Source organism: Pseudomonas shirazica, from assembly GCF_015168335.1.
Classification (GTDB): Bacteria; Pseudomonadota; Gammaproteobacteria; order Pseudomonadales; family Pseudomonadaceae; genus Aquipseudomonas; species Aquipseudomonas asiatica.
Genome location: NZ_CP063456.1, coordinates 1,659,900 through 1,678,547, shown reverse-complemented (window position 1 = coordinate 1,678,547; position 18,648 = coordinate 1,659,900). Strand labels below are relative to the sequence as shown.

21 protein-coding genes, 1 tRNA gene and 2 pseudogenes are annotated in these 18,648 nt (G+C 58.9%); 15 read left to right on the top strand and 9 right to left on the bottom strand.

The genetic code is table 11. The features are described 5' to 3' along the window. Nucleotides 1-46 precede the first annotated feature (46 nt). A complete protein-coding gene (locus IMX18_RS07690; RefSeq protein WP_013973199.1) occupies nucleotides 47-283 on the top strand; it encodes a hypothetical protein in 237 nt (78 codons plus the stop codon). A 16-nt stretch (nucleotides 284-299) separates the two neighbouring features. On the opposite strand, the gene IMX18_RS07685 is transcribed toward IMX18_RS07690, so the two are convergent. Then, complete coding sequence (locus tag IMX18_RS07685) at nucleotides 300-536, bottom strand: hypothetical protein (RefSeq protein WP_137137584.1); 237 nt, start codon at nucleotides 534-536, stop codon at nucleotides 300-302. A 110-nt stretch (nucleotides 537-646) separates the two neighbouring features. Continuing rightward, nucleotides 647-1,861, bottom strand: coding sequence for an aldose 1-epimerase family protein (locus IMX18_RS07680; RefSeq protein ID WP_191472421.1), 1,215 nt, complete (start codon nucleotides 1,859-1,861; stop codon nucleotides 647-649). A gap of 217 nt (nucleotides 1,862-2,078) precedes the next feature. On the opposite strand from IMX18_RS07680, the gene IMX18_RS07675 reads away from it, so the two are divergent. From IMX18_RS07675 to istB, 8 genes and pseudogenes are all read left to right on the top strand, one after another. After that, nucleotides 2,079-2,972, top strand: a complete 894-nt coding sequence (locus tag IMX18_RS07675) for a LysR substrate-binding domain-containing protein (protein WP_054572100.1) — start codon at nucleotides 2,079-2,081, stop codon at nucleotides 2,970-2,972. Between the two features lie 98 nt (nucleotides 2,973-3,070). Beyond that, nucleotides 3,071-3,775, top strand: a complete 705-nt coding sequence (locus tag IMX18_RS07670; protein WP_015270889.1) for an SDR family oxidoreductase — start codon at nucleotides 3,071-3,073, stop codon at nucleotides 3,773-3,775. A gap of 55 nt (nucleotides 3,776-3,830) precedes the next feature. Further along, nucleotides 3,831-4,385, top strand: a complete 555-nt coding sequence (locus tag IMX18_RS07665; protein WP_217191291.1) for a pyridoxamine 5'-phosphate oxidase family protein — start codon at nucleotides 3,831-3,833, stop codon at nucleotides 4,383-4,385. A gap of 40 nt (nucleotides 4,386-4,425) precedes the next feature. Next, nucleotides 4,426-4,716, top strand: coding sequence for a DUF1330 domain-containing protein (locus IMX18_RS07660; protein WP_015270891.1), 291 nt, complete (start codon nucleotides 4,426-4,428; stop codon nucleotides 4,714-4,716). A 721-nt stretch (nucleotides 4,717-5,437) separates the two neighbouring features. Next, nucleotides 5,438-5,732, top strand: a pseudogene (locus IMX18_RS07655) (hypothetical protein). Between the two features lie 202 nt (nucleotides 5,733-5,934). Further along, a complete protein-coding gene (locus IMX18_RS07650) occupies nucleotides 5,935-6,156 on the top strand; it encodes a hypothetical protein (RefSeq protein WP_015270895.1) in 222 nt (73 codons plus the stop codon). A gap of 813 nt (nucleotides 6,157-6,969) precedes the next feature. After that, complete coding sequence (gene istA / locus IMX18_RS07645) at nucleotides 6,970-8,469, top strand: IS21 family transposase (protein ID WP_116826081.1); 1,500 nt, start codon at nucleotides 6,970-6,972, stop codon at nucleotides 8,467-8,469. Beyond that, nucleotides 8,462-9,265: an IS21-like element ISPst3 family helper ATPase IstB gene (gene istB, locus IMX18_RS07640; protein ID WP_011911830.1), complete on the top strand. Its 804-nt coding sequence runs from the start codon at nucleotides 8,462-8,464 to the stop codon at nucleotides 9,263-9,265. Before istA ends, istB begins: the two co-directional genes overlap by 8 nt. Before the next feature lie 239 nt (nucleotides 9,266-9,504). Here istB and IMX18_RS28395 read toward each other — a convergent pair whose 3' ends face one another. After that, entirely contained in the window at nucleotides 9,505-9,690 is a 186-nt protein-coding gene (locus IMX18_RS28395; RefSeq protein ID WP_015270896.1) for a hypothetical protein, read from the bottom strand. Nucleotides 9,691-10,038: 348 nt separating this feature from the next. On the opposite strand from IMX18_RS28395, the pseudogene IMX18_RS07635 reads away from it, so the two are divergent. Then, nucleotides 10,039-10,479, top strand: a pseudogene (locus tag IMX18_RS07635) (Rad52/Rad22 family DNA repair protein); the annotation flags it as partial. A 283-nt stretch (nucleotides 10,480-10,762) separates the two neighbouring features. On the opposite strand, the gene IMX18_RS07630 reads toward IMX18_RS07635, so the two are convergent. From IMX18_RS07630 to IMX18_RS07625, 3 genes are all read right to left on the bottom strand, one after another. Continuing rightward, the gene (locus tag IMX18_RS07630) at nucleotides 10,763-11,446 is read right to left on the bottom strand and encodes an SLATT domain-containing protein (RefSeq protein ID WP_015270898.1); all 684 of its coding nucleotides are present in this window, start codon (nucleotides 11,444-11,446) and stop codon (nucleotides 10,763-10,765) included. A gap of 235 nt (nucleotides 11,447-11,681) precedes the next feature. Next, complete coding sequence (locus IMX18_RS27955) at nucleotides 11,682-11,978, bottom strand: hypothetical protein (protein WP_043935719.1); 297 nt, start codon at nucleotides 11,976-11,978, stop codon at nucleotides 11,682-11,684. Between the two features lie 114 nt (nucleotides 11,979-12,092). Beyond that, complete coding sequence (locus tag IMX18_RS07625; protein WP_139657807.1) at nucleotides 12,093-12,305, bottom strand: hypothetical protein; 213 nt, start codon at nucleotides 12,303-12,305, stop codon at nucleotides 12,093-12,095. A 399-nt stretch (nucleotides 12,306-12,704) separates the two neighbouring features. On the opposite strand from IMX18_RS07625, the gene IMX18_RS07620 reads away from it, so the two are divergent. Beyond that, the gene (locus IMX18_RS07620) at nucleotides 12,705-12,971 is read left to right on the top strand and encodes a hypothetical protein (protein ID WP_139657808.1); all 267 of its coding nucleotides are present in this window, start codon (nucleotides 12,705-12,707) and stop codon (nucleotides 12,969-12,971) included. A 92-nt stretch (nucleotides 12,972-13,063) separates the two neighbouring features. On the opposite strand, the gene IMX18_RS07615 is transcribed toward IMX18_RS07620, so the two are convergent. Together IMX18_RS07615 and sohB are read right to left on the bottom strand one after the other, a co-directional pair. Further along, nucleotides 13,064-13,137: transfer RNA gene (locus IMX18_RS07615), tRNA-Cys, on the bottom strand. A 154-nt stretch (nucleotides 13,138-13,291) separates the two neighbouring features. Then, nucleotides 13,292-14,311, bottom strand: coding sequence for a protease SohB (gene sohB / locus IMX18_RS07610; protein WP_015270902.1), 1,020 nt, complete (start codon nucleotides 14,309-14,311; stop codon nucleotides 13,292-13,294). Between the two features lie 197 nt (nucleotides 14,312-14,508). On the opposite strand from sohB, the gene IMX18_RS07605 reads away from it, so the two are divergent. From IMX18_RS07605 to IMX18_RS07590, 4 genes are all read left to right on the top strand, one after another. Further along, nucleotides 14,509-15,219 (top strand): histidine phosphatase family protein, encoded by a 711-nt coding sequence (locus tag IMX18_RS07605; RefSeq protein WP_015270903.1) that lies wholly within the window; start codon nucleotides 14,509-14,511, stop codon nucleotides 15,217-15,219. Nucleotides 15,220-15,275: 56 nt separating this feature from the next. Continuing rightward, a complete protein-coding gene (locus tag IMX18_RS07600) occupies nucleotides 15,276-15,593 on the top strand; it encodes an SCP2 sterol-binding domain-containing protein (RefSeq protein WP_102083443.1) in 318 nt (105 codons plus the stop codon). A gap of 246 nt (nucleotides 15,594-15,839) precedes the next feature. Next, complete coding sequence (locus IMX18_RS07595) at nucleotides 15,840-16,907, top strand: phosphotransferase family protein (protein ID WP_061304092.1); 1,068 nt, start codon at nucleotides 15,840-15,842, stop codon at nucleotides 16,905-16,907. 36 nt (nucleotides 16,908-16,943) lie between these two features. After that, nucleotides 16,944-17,711, top strand: coding sequence for an SDR family oxidoreductase (locus IMX18_RS07590; RefSeq protein ID WP_015270905.1), 768 nt, complete (start codon nucleotides 16,944-16,946; stop codon nucleotides 17,709-17,711). Here the strand turns inward: IMX18_RS07590 and IMX18_RS07585 are convergent, their stop codons facing one another. After that, on the bottom strand, nucleotides 17,712-18,533 hold the full coding sequence (locus IMX18_RS07585; RefSeq protein WP_061304094.1) for a class I SAM-dependent methyltransferase: 822 nt from the start codon (nucleotides 18,531-18,533) through the stop codon (nucleotides 17,712-17,714). It lies immediately after the preceding gene. Nucleotides 18,534-18,648: the final 115 nt, after the last annotated feature.

Genomic DNA, 18,648 nt, shown 5'->3' with positions numbered 1-18,648 from the left:
AGTCGGTTCGCAAGCAGAAGACTGGCTAGCACATCGGAGTGAACGTATGGGCATCCGCAGCTTGGCGAAAAACCTGCCACCCGACCCGGACAATGACGGCTGGGTACTTGGATGGGGCGTACTGAGAGACCGGCATCCCTGGCATTTCGTCGATGTGTTTGCCGACCAGAGGACCGCCAGGGCCGAGGCGGTGCGCCGCGGGGCAGGCTATGTTGTGGAGTTCGGCTCGCACCGCCTGGGATCGGATGAATTCGTTTGTGGGATATCCCCGCCTGAAGGCTAGCCTGTGAGTGGGTTCATTATTGGTCTAAACGCCGCCGCGTCAGAAACAGTACCACGCCCAACGGTACGGCCAGCAACGCCAGCAGCTCTAAGTCAAAACCCAGGACCTGCTGCTGGCCGACGTTGAGGATTTCAACCAATCCCGCTGCCAGTAAAACCAAACCCAGCCACTTGCGTAGTAGGTATGGTTTTAGAAACTGAACGACGATCGCGCCTAGAATCAGTAGGGCGACCGTTTGCATGATGTAGGGCATGTGCAATTCCTCAGATCTTAATGACCAGCATCACGCCAGAGTGTTCTGGGCACCCACCTACCCGGCAGCACTACCTGAAGCCACAGCTATCTGCTTGGCCCTGACCGGCGTCAACCCTTGGTCAGATCAACCAATGGCGCCTGCAGTACCTCGGTTTCGCGCCCTCCTTGTATCTCGCCAACCTGCTTCAAGGCCTTGTCCACTGCAACCTTGTCCACCAGCAAGCTGTAGCTGATGTGGAACTGCCTGTTTTCCTTCGGTCCGATTGTCGGCACAAGGTTCAGAGGCCGCTGATAACGGCGATTGTAGGAAAAGCTCGTCCCTGGTTCCAGCCCCGTTACATAACCCTGGCCTTGTGTATCGGTATTTTTCCACAGGGAGAATACAGGCAGTGTCCGCGTATTGAAGCCGACCGAAACGCCCAGATTGCCAGCCTTGTCATGCAACACGGTCAACGTATTGCCCTGGTCATCGGCATACGGCACCACGTTGTAAACCGTTTCGTCATAGTCCTTGGTCGGCGCTCGGTAGGTTTGCCAGTCGGGCAGATCTGCCCTTGCCTTGTCGTTGAATGGCGACACTTGCTTCACTGGCGCGGCAAAACGAGCGCCCTGCTCCAGAAACGGGGTGCTGAAGTTACTGTGATAAAGCGCCTGGTATTCCTTCGGATAGTCACCGTTGTTGGTCAAGGTGTCGTTGAGGGCGAACTTCACGCTGCCGGGTTCGGTGACCAGTTCGGTCACGACGGAGAAGTCGACTTTCTTGAATGCCTGCTCTTTCATTACACCACGCAAGGTAATGGCGTAAGGGGGCTTCTCATCAATGTGCAGGGTGACTTGGTTCGCAGGAGTGTTGGCAGCCCGACCGTGCAGGGTCAGCAGTTCGCCGTTGTCGACGCCAGGGTGGCCGACCCATTCGTAACCGCAGCGGGTGACCAGTTCATTGAAACCTTCCAGCCAGCCCAGGCCATTGCGCCCGTTGAGGTCGATGAAGGACGGGTTGACCACTTCCTTGACCGGCGAATCCCAGCCCATGCGCACATTGCCGACCGACGCCTGCAAGACGTTCATTCCACGGGTCGGCACGACCGAAAGTTTCATCGTACCGTTATCGATGTCGACGATGCTGACACCCTCTTGCCGACCGCCGTGCAAGGTGCGCAAGGTAACGCTGAAGGGCTTGTCGGTTTTTACGCCAAGTTGCTGGCTGGTGATCTGCCAGTTCTGGGCGGCTTTGTCGGTGTCGAGCAGAACGTAATCCCAGGCCAGGGTGTTGGAAGCCGCAGTCAGGGCGCCAAGCGCAACGAAGAGTTTGAGGAGGGGCATGGCAGGTTGCCTTTCTTGGAGTTGTTCCCTTTTATAGACTCGAAGAAACGTTTCAGCAAGCTAGCCAAGCGATGCTTTCGATTGGCACGGGTTTCTTTAGCTATTTTCGGGGAGTAGCCTCGGCACAGTGAATCTTTCGAGCCCGATCAGGTTATCAACCTTGTGAAGGCATCAGAGAAACAGAAAAACTGCACAACTCGATAGAATTTTCATTGCCATGCCAGACGGTTTCCCTGATTTGCCCTCACTGAACGCGTTGCGTGTTTTTGAAGTGGTGGCTCGCCGCTTGAACTTCCGTGTGGCTGCCGAGGAACTGGGTGTGACCCAGGCGGCAGTTGCCCAGCAGATACGCGGGCTGGAAGCGAGCCTGGATCTGCGTTTGTTTGAACGCCTACCCCGCGGTTTGGCGTTGACTGATGCAGGCCTGGGCTATAGCGGGAGCATTCGAAGTGCACTGGCCATGATCGACGAGGCAACACGCCTGCTTCGGCCACAGACTTCTCACCTGACAGTCAGCGTTACACCTACCTTCGCCTCAAAATGGCTGATTCCCAGGCTCGGCAATTTTGCGCAGAGTCATCCAGACATCGATTTGCGTGTGCTGGCAACCGATCGGCTGTCGCACTTCAGCACCGATGGTGTGGATATCGCTGTCCGTTATGGCAAGCCCGAGTTCGGAGCGGGCTTGAATAGCGAACTGCTGATGGAGCAGCTAATCGTTGCGGTGGCCAGCCCAAAGCTGTTCGAAGGCAGCGAAATACCTGCAAGCTTTGCGCAATTGCAGGATTTCGTCATGTTGCACGATGCCCATAATTTCTGGCCTCAGTTCCTTGCAGAGCTGTTCCCACAACACATGCAGCCCACAGCCAGAAACCTGCGTTTCAATCAGACCTCATTGGCCATTGAAGCGGCAATCAGCGGTCAGGGCATTGCCCTGGCCAGCCCTGCGTTCGTCGGTGATGACATTGCCGCAGGCCGGCTGATGCAGGTTTTTACCCAGCAACTCAGGATCGACAAGTCGTTTTATCTGGTCTGGCCACGCAAGATGAAACAGCCGGACTCGTTGAGCGTGGTCCAACGCTGGCTCAAGCAACAAGCTGCCGATAGTTAATCTATCGTAATAGTGAAGTTTAGCTGTCTCCCTCACCAATGGGGCTGCTGCTAAGGTGAATGCACCTGAAAAATCAGCATTGGGAGATTGGAGGCAGCATGTCAGTAGAAAAAGTTGCGATTATCACGGCAGGTGGCAGCGGCATGGGCGCCGCAGCAGCGCGACGCCTGGCCGCCGAAGGCTTCAAGGTTGGGGTTCTTTCCTCTTCGGGCAAGGGCGAGGCGTTGGCTGCCGAGCTCGGCGGTATTGGTGTAACCGGTAGCAACCAGTCGGTTGAAGACCTGCAACGCCTGGTCGATGCTGTCGTGGAGAAGTGGGGCCGTATCGATGTGCTGGTCAATAGCGCCGGCCATGGTCCGCGCGCGCCAATCCTGGAAATCAGCGACGAGGATTGGCACAAGGGCATGGATACTTACCTGCTCAATGTCATTCGCCCGACTCGCCTGGTGACGCCTTACATGCAGCGTCAGAAGAGCGGAGTGATCATCAACATCTCCACTGCCTGGGCGTTCGAACCCAGCGAGCTGTTCCCGACTTCTGCTGTATTCCGCTCGGGCCTTGCCGCGTTCACCAAGATCTTCGCCGACAATTTCGCCGGCGATAATGTGCGCATCAACAACGTCCTCCCGGGCTGGATCGACAGCTTGCCGAGCACCGAGCAACGCCGCGACAGCGTGCCGCTCAAGCGCTACGGCACCAGCGAAGAAATCGCTGCGACCATTGCGTTCCTTGCTAGCGAAGGCGCGGCCTACATCACTGGGCAGAACATCAGGGTCGATGGCGGCGTAACACGCAGCATTTGATCGTCCGTGGCCGCAGCATTGCTGCGGCCCTCGTTTCATGGAGCCTGGTTTTTTCATGCTGGACGATCTGTTTCAGAGCATATGGGCGCAACTGGCGATCCCGGTCGGCCCGGTGCGCAACCCTTATCGGCTCATGCAACTGTCCACCCTGGACGAGCAAGGATGGCCCGTCTCCAGGACAGTTGTACTGCGAGATGCCGATGCCCGTGCAGGCGCGCTGTACTTTTACGCGGACAGGCGCTCGGCAAAATGCACGCAGATTGCCGTTGATCCACGCGTTGCACTAACGGCACTGAGCCCTTGCGGCCTGACCCAGGTGCGCATGGAGGGGCTTGCCACCCTGATCGAGGACATCGAGTATCGACGACGCTGCTGGTCGGCGGCGCGTGACAAGACACAGGCATTGTTCCGTCATGGCGCTGTGCCGGGGCAGGTGATTGAAAGCCCTGAAGTCGCCTACGAACGCATCCAGGGCGGTTTCGAGCACTTCGCAATCCTATGCATCGAGCCGCGAGCGCTGGAGTGGCTGGATCTCACACGACCCGTTCAGCAACGGGCGCGCTTCCTGCGCCATGAAGGATTGTGGCAATCCTGCTGGCTGGCTCCCTGAGGCAGGCTTCTCGTACAGAACATGCAAACAGGAGTAATTGATGAAAGGTTACTGGATCATTCTGGGGACTGCTGTTACCGACACGCAGGCGCAGCAGGAATATGGCCGGTTGTGGGCGCCAATCGCCGAGCATTATGGCGCCAGGCTCAAGGCTCTCGATTCGACAGCGCTGGTCGAGTCGCATACCAGCACACGGGCGCTGGCGGTCGAGTTCGACAGTTATGCCCAGGCCCAGGCGTGCTATGCCGATCCCGCCTATTCGCAAGCAAAGGCGATGGCATTACGCGCCTATCGTCGTGAGTTGCTTATCGTTGAGGGGGATTTAGGCTGATCAAGGGTTCGCTGATACGGATGCCATGGGACGATAGCGTCCGGCATTGTTCCTCTCCTCCAGCGCAATACTGAACAGCTCTGCCAAAAGAAAAGGCACCCGCAGGTGCCCTCTCAATACCGTTTACGGAATGAATCGAGTGCCACAAGCGTGGCACATCCAAGTGCGGCGCCACTCTTCCAATTTGTCGTACTGTGCGACGTTGAATTTCCAGTGGCGAACGAATCCAATTACACCGACGGTGATAAATATCGCGCCTATGAAGAACCTTGACCAATCAACGCCCCAGAAGGTGTTCATAAGCTTGAGGCCATCGTACAAGATGATTGCACCAACCCCCGTAAGGATGACCGGGCCAAGCAAGCGCTTACCTGGAGGTGGACCGACGCTTGCCGCCAAATTGGTCTGATGCCGACCTGAAGTTTCAACGGTCACGCTTGGTCCGAATCCGGATTGGGACTGCGCTTGGTGGGTTGCTTGTATGTGAGAAGTGCCAGCAGCATGGATGATAGACAGAAGCTGGACGTTTTGACCTTGGCATTGCGGGCAGCAGATTGCGTTATTGCTCACCACGTATTCATTCCTTTGAGGGGTGAAAGGCGAGCATTCTAAGGCAATTGCATACATCAGCGCACTACGCGACTTTATCCGAGCGCTATTCACGACTTACCCCGCCCACAAACAAACCTACCATCCACCCCATCTGTGTAGGAGGACCGCCATGGGCGCACTTCGAGCAGCACAATGGCAGTACGACAACCAGTTGCCGCCTCCGGTGAGCGAGAGCGCGGCTGAGGAAGCTGAGGCGCGCTGGTTCGACGATGGCATCGCGGATGCTGTTGGCGCGCCGTAACGTAGTCTTCCAGCGCAACTTCCACCAGCGTGGCGTGACCTACGAGCGCTTCGCCCAAGCGGTGGATGAGTTCGCGATGGGCCAGCTTGAAGAGATAGCTCGGCAGCTACGCACTCCTTTTGCCAAGGAAGCGGTGCTGGCCCAGGCCGAGGACGCGGAATGAATCCCCACAGCGTGGCGGTGAGCGCCATCGAGGCAGCAATCGAGACGATGCTTCTACCGGGTCTGGCCCGGTGGAGGATGCGAAGGCGGAGACGATGGTCGTCGCCTACTTCTCCATCCTCGATCCTCGTCATCGACTCCAACGAGTTCAAACATTACTGCGAGCGCATTCGGCGTATTGCCGTTCGGCGCAAGGAGGCTGCATGACAACGCCACTGATCACCACGCTCATTGATGAGCAGGTCGCTGAACTGCCCGAGAGTCAGGCAATGCCCGGCGACCGGGTGCTGATGTTGTTCAAGGGTCCAACCTTCGCGGCCGCGATGCACCAGGCCGAACTGGCCAGTATCGAAAATCCGCAGGCCTGGAACTGCCGGGCCTGCATCTGCGGAGAGTCGACCTTGGGCTACGAGGTTCGGGTGTGAACTCCTACCAGCGGGCCCGCCACTTGGTCATTTGGCGCGAAATCAACACCCAAAGAGCCCGGCACCGGGCCAGGCTTTTACATTTAGGCCCATCTACAGCTGAACGTTATTCCAATGGGCGCTTGTGATAACTATAACGCTCTGCATGGGATACCCTCGATGGGTCCGGCGGGCCCTGCTTCTGCCCTCTTCGAAAGGGAGGGCTGTCGAAATTGTCGTCACAGTTCTCTTGGAAAGCGCTCTCACTCTGATCGACTGATCTCTGTAGCCGCCCCTCATTATCGGCTGGCTGACTGACCTGTCTGTCACTATCTACGCCATACCTATCTCTGGACATACACACCTCTCAATGCTCAGAAGTCCTGAGCTATTTGAGTATGCGCTTCCCACTCTTCCAGAAGAGATAAAGCGGACCACTGGGACAGGGCTTGGGCTGAGTTGGCATCCAGATCGTATGCTCAATCCAGCTCACTCATACGCCTGTCGCCTGTTTCTTTCATTTTGAAAAGGAGGGTGAAACTGCCGGTAAGGCTTTGCCGTAGCTCTTGGGGCATTGCGAAGGAAAAATGGATGAGCCACGAACCATCTTTCAATCGAAATGTATCACCCCGGTAAAGAGCTACATCCGCCTCGCTCACTCCAATCCGCACGGCAATATCTGAATCACTTGGCGCATCAAACAAGGTTGTGCCCTCACGTGTTGCTGCTGACCGAAAACTGACCCAGTAGAGGCTGTTCTGCCGACTGAAAACTGACCCAGGTGTTCAACTGCTTCTGCTCAATTTTTGAGCAGGAGAACACAGGGTGATCAGTATGGAAATGATGGGCAAAATTCGCCGGATGTATTTCCGCGACAAGCTGTCGCTGCATGAGATAGCCAAGCGCACCGGGTTGGCGCGCAACACGATTCGCAAGTGGGTCAGAGCACCTGAGGCCAAGCCGCCGGTCTACCAACGCCGCGCGATCTTCAACAAACTCAGCCCTTTTCACGCCACGCTGGAGCAGGCGCTAAAAGCCGATTCGCTGCGGCCCAAGCAACAGCGGCGCAGTGCCAAGGCGCTGTTGGCGCAAATCAAAGCCGAAGGTTATGACGGTGGCTACAGCCAGCTCACCGCGTTTATCCGTGCCTGGCGAGGGGGACAGGGCAAGGCGTCGCAGGCCTTTGTGCCGCTGACCTTTGCTCTTGGCGAGGCGTTTCAGTTTGACTGGAGCGAGGAAGGCTTGCTGGTCGGCGGCATTTACCGGCGTATGCAGGTGGCACATCTGAAGCTGTGTGCCAGCCGTGCGTTCTGGCTTGTGGCGTATCCGAGCCAGGGCCATGAGATGTTATTTGACGCCCATACACGCTCGTTCGGCTCCTTGGGCGGCGTGCCGCGCCGGGGCATCTACGACAACATGAAGACCGCCGTCGACAAGGTCAATAAGGGCAAAGGCCGGGCGGTGAATGCGCGCTTTGCGGTGATGTGCGCGCATTACCTGTTCGATCCGGACTTCTGCAACGTCGCCGCTGGTTGGGAAAAGGGCATCGTTGAAAAGAACGTGCAAGACAGCCGCAGGCGTATCTGGCTAGACGCCCAGGACTGCCAGTTTCACTCCTTCGAGGAACTCAATGCCTGGCTGGGCCAGCGCTGCCGCGCGCTTTGGAACGAGCTGACGCACCCTCAATACAGCGGGCTCAGTGTGGCCGAGGTACTGGAGTTGGAGCGCGCCGAACTGATGCCTATGCCCGCGGCCTTCGACGGTTACGTCGAGCGGCCTGCGCGGGTCTCCAGCACCTGCCTGGTCAGTGTCGGGCGCAACCGTTACTCGGTGCCGTGTGAGTACGCGGGTAAGTGGGTCAGCAGCCGTTTGTATCCGACCCGCATCGAGGTGGTGGCCGATGATGCGCTGATTGCCAGCCATGCGCGCTTGCTGGATCGCGAACAGGTCAGCTACGACTGGCAGCACTACATCCCGCTGATTGAGCGCAAGCCCGGCGCGCTGCGCAACGGAGCGCCCTTTACTGATCTGCCAGCGCCGCTGCGTCAGCTTAAGCACGGTCTGGGGCGTCATGCCGGCGGTGACCGGATCATGGCGCAAGTCCTGGCTGCCGTACCGGTCGCCGGACTCGATGCCGTGCTGGTAGCCGTTGAGCTGGTACTGGAGAGCGGCAGCCTGAGCGCCGAACACATCCTCAATGTCGTGGCACGGCTGACAGCATCCGAACCGCCGCCCAGCGTCGAAACCCACTTGTCGCTCAAGGAAGCCCCCGTCGCCAACACGGCGCGCTACGACCGCCTGCGTGGCCAGACCAAGGAGATCGGTCATGCGTGATTTGATGGCGGAACTCAAGGAACTGCGCCTGCACGGCATGGCCACGGCCTGGGCGGAGTTAACTGCACAGGGTGAGTCGAACACAGCCTCATCCAAGTGGCTGCTCGAACACCTGCTGGAACAAGAGCACACAGATCGCGCCATGCGCTCGGTGAGCCACCAGATGAACATGGCCAAGCTGCCGATGCACCGCGATCTGGCCAGCTTCGATTTCAACGCCTCTAGCGCCGACGCACGCCTGATCAGCGAGCTGGCCAGCCTGGCCTTTACCGACACCGCGCAGAACGTGGTGCTGATCGGTGGGCCAGGCACCGGTAAAACCCACCTAGCCACCGCGCTGGCCGTGTCCGGCATCACCCGGCACGGTAAGCGCGTGCGCTTCTACTCCACGGTCGATCTGGTCAATCTGCTGGAGCGCGAAAAACACGACGGCAAAGCCGGGCGGATCGCCCAGGCACTGCTGCGCATGGATCTGGTCATCCTCGACGAACTGGGTTATCTGCCGTTCAGCCAGGCTGGCGGTGCGTTGCTGTTTCACCTGCTGTCCAAGCTGTACGAACACACCAGCGTGGTGATCACCACCAACCTGAGCTTCGCCGAATGGTCGAGCGTGTTCGGCGACGCCAAGATGACCACCGCCCTGCTGGATCGGCTGACCCACCACTGCCACATCGTCGAAACCGGTAACGAGTCCTATCGCCTGCAACACAGTAGCTTGGCGGCCCAGGCCAAGATCAAATCACGGGAGCGAAAGCGTAAGGGCGGCCAGGAACCGGAGGACGATGAGCCGTTCTGATTTCATGGCGACGACGGCCTGCTACATGGCTGCGTGTGGCAGGTCTTAAACAACTGAACTGGGCTAGCGAAGGAGTGGGGGCAACAGCAGCTGCGCTGGTAGACTTATCCACAGTTGCTGGTAACAAAATCAGCAATCCGCCCTGGGTCAAATTTCAATCGGCAGGGTGGGTCAATTTTCCATCAGCGCCAACACCCTCACGTTCACCATGGAGCGAGCAAGCAGTGCATCTGGGCGCGCTATCGTTTGTGAATCGGCTTGGCCGTGTGAGGGTTCGTCCAAACGACCTTCGGCTTGCTCGCTAGCACGCCGCTGACTCCAGAAGGAACGCTTTCAATTTGGCCTCCCTGCTTGATGAACAAGTCAGTCTGTTCATTCAAGCGCTCATGGGCACGCTGCGTCTCTGGGGATATGGCCTGGTGCATAAAAGCTACCTCTTAAGTGAGAAGCCGCAGAAAACGGCTACGCAGTCACTATACAGGGAATTTGAAGCACCCGTGGGAATTAGAGCAAGATACTGAAAAATGCCGACATAATAAACGCAAAATCCTGCAAGTTTTGTTTAGAAATCCGTAAACCAAACCATCCGCCGCCGCTATAGCGCAGCATCTGCAAGCATTTATCGCCGCTTTTCTTCGCGTCCCGGTGAGGCGCAAATGCCCGCCATAGCGCACAACCATAGCCGACGCACAGGCCGCTTGGCCTACATCAGGGCTTGACCTGGCATTTCCCCTATTTCAACTGACGGCGCCGGCCTGGCGCGAGGTTTTCCAATGCCCACAACCAACATGCGCATCTGGGAGCAGGTGCAGACCACCGATACCCGCTGCACCAAGAACGCCGAGGTCGGCGGCCAGAAGATCACCAACCTGAACGGCACCGCGATGGTCATGAAGGCGACCGAAATGTTCGGCCCGGTCGGTATCGGTTGGGGCTGGAAGGTGCTTGAGGAGCGATTCGACGACGGTCACGAGGTGTTTTCCGGCGAAGGCGACAAGCGAATCTGCTTGGGCCGGGAGATCGGCCACACCGTCAAAATCCAGCTCTGGTTCATGCAGGACGGCCAGCGCGGCGAGGTCGAGCAGTACGGGTGCACCCGGCACCAGTACAAGACCAAGTACGGCATGACCTCTGATGGTGAGGCGCCGAAGAAGTCGTTGACCGACGCCATCAAGAAAGCCCTGTCCATGCTGGGCTTCAGCGCCGATGCGTATGCCCATCCTACGTCGCCGGCGTCATCAAGGTGGACGTGGCAGCTTTCTGGGCCGAGCAACCTTTTGACCTTGGCATGGACTCGGACTACGGCAACTGCGACCTTTGCTGGAAGAAGAACGAGGCCAAGCTGATTAGGACCATCCAGGAAGATCCTTCCCGGGTGATCTGGTGGTCCGGCACCGAAGAACGGTTCGGCCAGGTGTTCAGACAGGACCGCCCTAATTACCGGTCGCTTGCCTGGTCAGCGGACCAACGCGCCAGGCAGACGGATTTTGATTTCGACTACTTAGCCGAAGACATCGACTGCTTCTGTGGGGACTGAAGTGTCGCTACAGACTCACCAGTTGCAGGCCCAAATCCAACCCAGACCCAATAAAGAGCAAGAACCAAAACAGCAGCAACCATGGGGTAGGTTGCGAAATTCAAGACGTAAGAGCCCCAAACCTTTGCCGACATCGTAAATTTCTGCCACCCATCCATAGGGTAGTCCTCAGGCATTTCAAGCTTTGCCCGGAGGTAATCGCCTCGAAAATCGTTGTTCGAGTGGGTCTCGTAAAGCTTCAGGACGTCGTGGTACCCCTTCCAGCTCTCGTCATATTTCTTCTGGTCGAAGGTACCTGCAGTTTTATGTGGGTGAGCCTCCTGCTTCAGCTCGCCTAGCTTAGAGGCGTAGGAATACATCTTCTCTGACCTGTTGGAAAAGTCGTTCTTCTCGATCAGCAGCGAATACACAAGCACCGCGATCGATGCAAAAACCTGAAGAAGGACTACCTCCTTCCTTTTGATATTTGCGCCTAGATCGTAGGCCTGCATTAGAGATACCAGGATCAGAACCAGAGACAGGATGACGACCGTATAGGTCGAAAGCTTCGCATGCAGGCGCAGGCGCCGAGAGGCATGAAACCTAGTTTTCGACGTGGCATCCATCTTCTTGTACAGATTCTTAAAGCTATCAGTTCCCGACATTGCGCGTCCTCCGTGCGACAGGCGCGCATCTTATAATTGAGGCTTTCCCAGCCCACAGAAAACCGATCCAGCAACACCGACCCACGCGATGTGCTCATCAGGCTCAACCCGCTAGGCCTGAGCGAGCAAGAACTGCGCAAGGACAGTAATGGCTTCGAAGACCAGCGCACCCACAGCGACTACCTGCTGTTCCTGGCTGGCTACCGCGAAACGCACCAGCAACCCCTCTCCCCTATCACGAGCAGGCTACCTGGTCGGATTTTGGGAGAGTTTCTGTGGCAATGCGGCGAGCCCGTCCGACGCCCCAGGCTAAAGCCCTGGTCATTGATTCACCGGGACGGGAATCGAACGCCTCCTCGTGAAGGGCCATGCCCGTCGAGGCATAGACTCCAATGAACATTTGCGTGTTACCTGCGCGCGACAGTCGCACCTGGACATCTATGTGCGTTCCATCGCCAAGGGTCTCGTCATGAGTGCGGTGGTGAAGCGAAGGATCAGCCCATTGCCAGAAAACTTCACCGCGTATCCTCATGTCGATCTCCTACGACTTTAGTTGTATGCGATAGGTGAACGTTCACAATAGCGAACACGAAGCGGTTATCAACCGCAGCGGGAGATACTGAAAACTGAATCGGACAAGCGGCGATCAGCCTTCGTCCGGCGGCTCAGGCAGGTGCATCGTTGCAGCAAAAGCCATCCATTCTTCAAAAATGCGTCGGTGCTGGTCGCAATCCGATCGCCAGTTGGAGGAGGACGTCACACCATACACAACCTGACTCATCGTTTGAGCCGTGTAGGTATCGAGCTTTCGAAGCAGTTCGTACGCATGAAACTGTTGATCCTTGCTAATAGAGCTCATGTGATCCACCGCTGATGAGGAGCGAAGCACTCCTCGTGACCGGTGGACACCCCGCCACAGATTAAAGTCACCAGAACTTAAACTTTTTTCGCCAACTGCCGCGATATGGCGGCCAAGGACGAAGTCATGCCTGAAGACAGCAACCGGCTTGGCCGGACCACTTCCGCTATATCGACGAGATTAGCACTGACGGGATAGGCGCCGGTTTGCGTATCCGGATAAAGCGAAGGCCCTTCATTCCTACAAAGTGAGGAAGCGGCACCAGCTCGGACATGCCCAGCTCGCCATGGAGCGTGCCAAGACTGCTCTGGAAGATCTCAATGGCGTGGACGCGATTGCAGACGAGCGACTGTGCTCGGGTGGCGACTTCATCAAAGAACTGAACTGGGATGACTATTAATGACCCGCCTCGCCCTCTGCCTCCTGCTGCTGGCCACCGGCGCCAGCGCAGGCGAATTGCGCAAAGGTGTTGACGCCTTCCAGGACGACGAGCGCGGCGCAACCTGCTGGACCTTCGGTTTCGACTGGCGCGACGGCATCAGCTGCATCCCCGACAGCCAGCTGCAGGCCGGCAACCAGCTCCAGCTTTCCCCGCACGAAACCCAACCCGAACCTACACCCGCTCTGGCGCCTGGGCGCTGGATTGATGAGAGGTATCAGCCGTGAGCCCCAGGATTGTCCCAAATGGCCGGGGTCAACAAAATCCGCAGGCATTAAAAAAGCCCCGCAACCTCAATGGTTGCGGGGCTTTCGAATGGTGGAGGCCGAGGTCGGAATCGAACCGGCGTAGACGGATTTGCAATCCGGAGCATAACCACTTTGCTACTCGGCCTCAAATGTCGGATCTAGCAGCTTGCGCTTCGCTATCTCCTTGAAACGCTGAACCTTTTTCAAAGTTTGCTGCGTTTCGATGGGCGCCATTATGTCTTCATTCCTTTAACCTTGCAACCCCCTGAACGAAAAAAAATTTCAACGGGTTCAAGGTGTTAGCGCAGGCGGCCGAGTTTACTCCACAAGCCCACCACTGTGTTCTCCACGGTGCCACTGGCAGCCATGCCGATTCGCTCCTGCAGGCTCTTGCGTTCGGCGTAGTGCAGGTGGAACAGGTTGGCGTTGCGCGCGCGTTCGCTGAGGTACTCGTCGCTGGTCTGCAACTCGTCCACCAGCTTGCGGTTGAGTGCCGCGACGCCCAGCCAGACTTCGCCGGTGGCCACTTCGTCGATGTGCAGCTGCGGGCGATAGCGGGAAACGAAGTCCTTGAACAGCTGGTGGGTGATGTCCAGGTCTTCCTGGAACTTCTCCCGGCCTTTCTCGGTGTTCTCGCCGAACACGGTCAGGGTGCGCTTGTATTCACCGGCGGTCAGCACTTCGAAATCGATGTCGTGCTTCTTCAGCAGGCGGTTGACGTTGGGCAGCTGCGCCACCACGCCAATGGAACCCAGTACGGCGAACGGTGCGCTGACGATCTTCTCGCCAATGCAGGCCATCATGTACCCGCCACTGGCGGCTACCTTGTCGATGCACACGGTCAACGGGATGCCGGCCTGGCGAATGCGCGCCAGCTGCGATGCGGCCAGGCCATAGCTGTGCACCAGGCCACCACCGCTTTCAAGGCGTAGCACCACCTCGTCGCGCGGGGTGGCGAGGGTGAGCAGCGCGGTGATTTCGTTGCGCAGGCTTTCGGTGGCAGAAGCTTTGATGTCGCCATCGAAATCCAGCACGAAGACCCGGCCCTTTTCCTCGGCCTTGCCCTTCTTCTGCCGCTTTTCCGCCTTGGCCTGCTGCTTGCGCAGGGCCTTGAGCTGGGCCTTGTCGAGTAGGCCGGATTCCAGGCGCTCGCGCAGGTCCTTGTAGAACTCGTTCAGGCGAGTGACCTGCAATTGCCCACCCGATTTGCGCCGCCCCTTGCCGCGCAGCCCGGCGATGGCCGACAGCACTATCAGGATGGCGATGACCAGGGTGGCGGTTTTGGCGAGAAAGCTTGCGTATTCAGCAAGAAACTCCACGTTGACTCCTTAAAGACTTGCGCCACTACGGCGCGTAACTGTAGCAAGCATACCGTTGCGCCTGAGGTGCTGCCAGCCGTGGCAAACGCTGGCAACACCTTTCAAACAACCTTTTCAAACGCTTGTATGTTTTTTCGTTGACAGCCCGTGTGCCGCATCCTAACCTCGCAGCAACCTCCAACAGGCCGGAACCTTTCGTGGGCAACCTCTACCTGATCCGACATGGCCAAGCCTCCTTCGGCGCCGATGACTACGATGTCCTCTCGCCCGTGGGCGTGCGCCAGAGCCAGGCCCTGGGTGAGCACCTGGCCCAGCTCGGTGTAAGGCTGGACCGCTGCGTGGCAGGCGACCTGCGCCGCCAGCAGGATACCGCGCGCCTAGCCCTGGATGCATTGCACGCCAATGGCTGCCCGGTGCCGGCTGTTGAGACCGATACAGCATTCAATGAGTTCGATGCCGATGGTGTGATCCGCGCCTTGTTGCCCGGGCTGCTGCCTCAGGAGCCCGACGCCCTGCACATCCTGCGCAATGGCGCGCAGCACCGCAGCGAGTTCCAGCGCCTGTTCGCACTGATGGTGCAGCGCTGGCACGATGGCGAACATGCCGACGATGACCTGGAGACCTGGCAGGCGTTCACCGCCCGCGTGCAAGGCGGCCTGCAGCGCGTACTGGATGCTGCCGGTAGCGGCGACAATATCGCCATCTTCACCTCGGGCGGTACCATTGCCGCCCTGCTCCACCTGGTTACCCGTATTACCCCCGGACAGGCGTTCGCGCTGAACTGGCAGATCATCAACACGTCGCTCAGCCAGCTGAAGTTCCGCGGCCGCGACGTGGCACTGGCTTCCTTCAACAGCCAGGCCCATGTGCAGCTGTTGAGGGCGCCGGAGCTTGTCACCTATCGATGAGCCCGGCTTGTTGTGTCCCTGCGGGGACGTGTAAATCACTCTATAAGGAATGCGCCATGACCTCCGTAGCTGATGCCGTCAAAAAGATGCAAGAGAAGTTCAACCCATCCGCTGCCGCCGGCCTGGACCTGGTGTTCGGCTTCAACATCACCGACGAAGACAAGCGCTACGCGCTGATCGTCAAGGACGGCACCTGCGACCTGCAGGAAGGCGAAAACCCGGATGCCAACTGCACCCTGGTGATGGATAGCGAAACCCTGAAGGGTATCGTCAGCGGCGAAACCGACGGCATGCAGGCATTCATGGGCGGCAAGCTGCGCGTTGAAGGCGACATGATGCTGTCGATGAAGCTCAGCGAGCTGTTCCCGTCCTGAGGGCTGGAAATAGCGGATGATCGAAAAACCGAAGCCTGACCGGCTTCGGTTTTTTTTTGCCCGTGCCCAACAGCCCGCACAAGGCCGCCTGGCTTGTGGGCACTTCCACAAAAACAAGTGAGCGCTATCAAGGCAGTTGATCAAACAGCAACACCCTCACCTATATGGCATCTGGCACGCTTGTCCCATCCCCGGCGGACCATTAGATTAGCCAATAGTCCTTGCGATCGAGAATAAGGAAAACGCATGACGCTCACCGACCAGTCCACCCAGGTACGCCCCGGCGAAGAACTCGACGCGGCTGTCATCGACCCTTACCTCAAAGCCAACATCCCCGGCCTGGATGGCCTGCCGAGCATCAGCCAGTTCCCTGGCGGCGCCTCCAACCTTACCTACCTGGTCAGCTACCCGGGCCGCGACTTCGTGCTGCGCCGTCCACCGTTCGGGCAGAAGGCCAAGTCGGCCCACGACATGGGCCGCGAGTTTCGCATCCTCAACCAGCTCAACAGCGGCTTCCCCTACTGCCCCAAGGCCTATGTGCACTGCACCGACAGCAGCCTGATCGGCGGAGAGTTCTATGTGATGGAGCGGGTCAAGGGCGTTATCCTGCGCTCGGACATCCCGGCCGAGCTGGACCTTGACGCCAACCGCACCGAGGCCCTGTGCAAGAGCTTCATCGACCGCCTGGTGGAACTGCACCAGGTGGACTACAACGCCTGCGGCCTGGCCGACCTGGGCAAACCGGAAGGCTATGTGCAGCGCCAGATCGAGGGCTGGACCAGCCGCTATGAAAAGGCCCTGACCCCTGACGCCCCGCGCTGGGAACAGGTGACCGCCTGGCTGCATGAGAAAATGCCCGCCGACCACCCGCGGCCCGGCATCGTGCACAACGACTACCGTTTCGACAACGTGATCCTCGATGCCGACAACCCCATGCGCATCATCGGTGTGCTGGACTGGGAAATGGCCACCCTGGGCGACCCGCTGATGGACCTGGGCAACAGCCTGGCCTACTGGATCGAGGCCGACGACCCGGCGCCAGTGCAGCTGATGCGTCGCCAGCCGAGCAACGCACCGGGCATGCTCACCCGCCGCCAGTTCGTCGATTACTACGCCGAGCGCGCCGGCATCCGCCTGGACAACTTCGATTACTACTATTGCTATGGCCTGTTCCGCCTGGCCGGCATCGTCCAGCAGATCTACTACCGCTATTACCACGGCCAGACCCAGGACAAGCGCTTTGCCCAGTTCATCCACATGAACCGCTTGCTGGAGCAGATGACCTTGCAGGTCATCGCCAAGTCCAGCCTCTGAGCCCCGACCTCGACGACGGATAACAAGGAAAACAGCATGTCCAAGACCCACCTGTTCGACCTCGACGGCAAGATTGCCTTCGTTTCCGGCGCCAGCCGTGGTATCGGCGAGGCCATCGCCCACCTGTTGGCCCAGCAAGGTGCCCATGTGATCGTGTCCAGCCGCAAGCTCGACGGTTGCCAGCAGGTGGCTGACGCCATCATCGCCGCCGGTGGCAAGGCAACGGCGGTAGCCTGCCACATCGGTGAACTGGAGCAGATCCAGCAGGTGTTTGCCGGCATCCGCGAACAATTCGGGCGGCTGGACATCCTGGTCAACAATGCCGCTACCAACCCGCAGTTCTGCAACGTGCTGGATACCGACCCGGGTGCTTTCCAGAAGACCGTGGACGTGAACATCCGGGGCTACTTCTTCATGTCGGTCGAGGCCGGCAAGCTGATGCGCGAGCATGGTGGCGGCAGCATCATCAACGTGGCGTCTATCAACGGGGTTTCACCCGGCCTGTTCCAGGGCATCTACTCGGTGACCAAGGCGGCAGTCATCAACATGACCAAGGTCTTCGCCAAGGAGTGCGCGCAGTTCGGGATCCGCTGCAACGCCCTGCTGCCAGGCCTGACCGACACCAAGTTCGCCTCGGCACTGGTGAAGAACGACGCCATCCTCAACGCCGCGCTGCAGCAGATCCCGCTCAAGCGCGTGGCCGACCCCAAGGAAATGGCCGGCGCCGTGTTATACCTGGCCAGCGATGCTTCCAGCTACACCACCGGTACCGCACTCAATGTCGACGGTGGCTACCTGTCCTGATCAGGCTTTTACTGCAACCAGGGTGTAGCTCAGGGGCAGGCGTGCGGGCTGCTCGCGCAGGCGATATTCACCGTCGTCGCCCTTGACCATCTGCCCCGGCAGCGCCTCCCAGGGGATGCTCTGGTGCTCGACCAGGACGGTCAGTTGCAGGCCGTGGGCCAGCAAGGCGCTGATCACCTCGCCCAGGCCGTGGTTCCACTCGTGGGTTTCGGTGTGGGAAAGGCGCTGCTCGGTTTCGACGTAGGTTTGGTCGTTGTGCCACACCGTCGGCTCTTCGTGTTCGAAATACGGGTATTCGAGTTGCAGGCGGTCCTGGTGGTCTTCGTTGACTGCCATCAGCATCGGGTGCCCGTCGCGCAGGAACAACCGACCACCCGGCTTCAGCAGGGCCGCGACAGTACGCGCCCACGGCTCGATGCGAGGCAGCCAGCAGAGCGCGCCGATGCCGGTGTAGACCAGGTCGAACGTGCCGGCCGGCAACACCTTGTCGGCGGCGTAGACGTCGGACTCGACATACGCGATGGGTGCCGCACAGCGCTGGGCCAACGCACGCGCCTCGGCCAGCGAAGCCGCGGAATAGTCCAGGCCACAGACCTTGGCACCAAGGCGCGCCAGCGAGAGGGTATCGGTACCGATGTGGCACTGCAGGTGGACGGCGTTGAGCCCGTCGATATTGCCAAGCAATGGCAGGTCGAAGCGTACGGTCTCGGAAAGGTGTTCGGGATGCTGGACGAGCCGTTCGACTTCGTAGTCGTTGGAAGCAGCGTGCAGCGGGGCACGTTCATCCCAGCTGGCGCGGTTGAGTTGCAGTGAGCGGTCCATGGTGTCTTCCTTGATTCGTGGGGGCTCATGCTAGCCCCCACCAATCTCCCTGCGACAGGACTGCCTTGCTAAAAATTGTAAAGCTGGCGCGGTCACTGTGGGAGCGGGCGCGCCC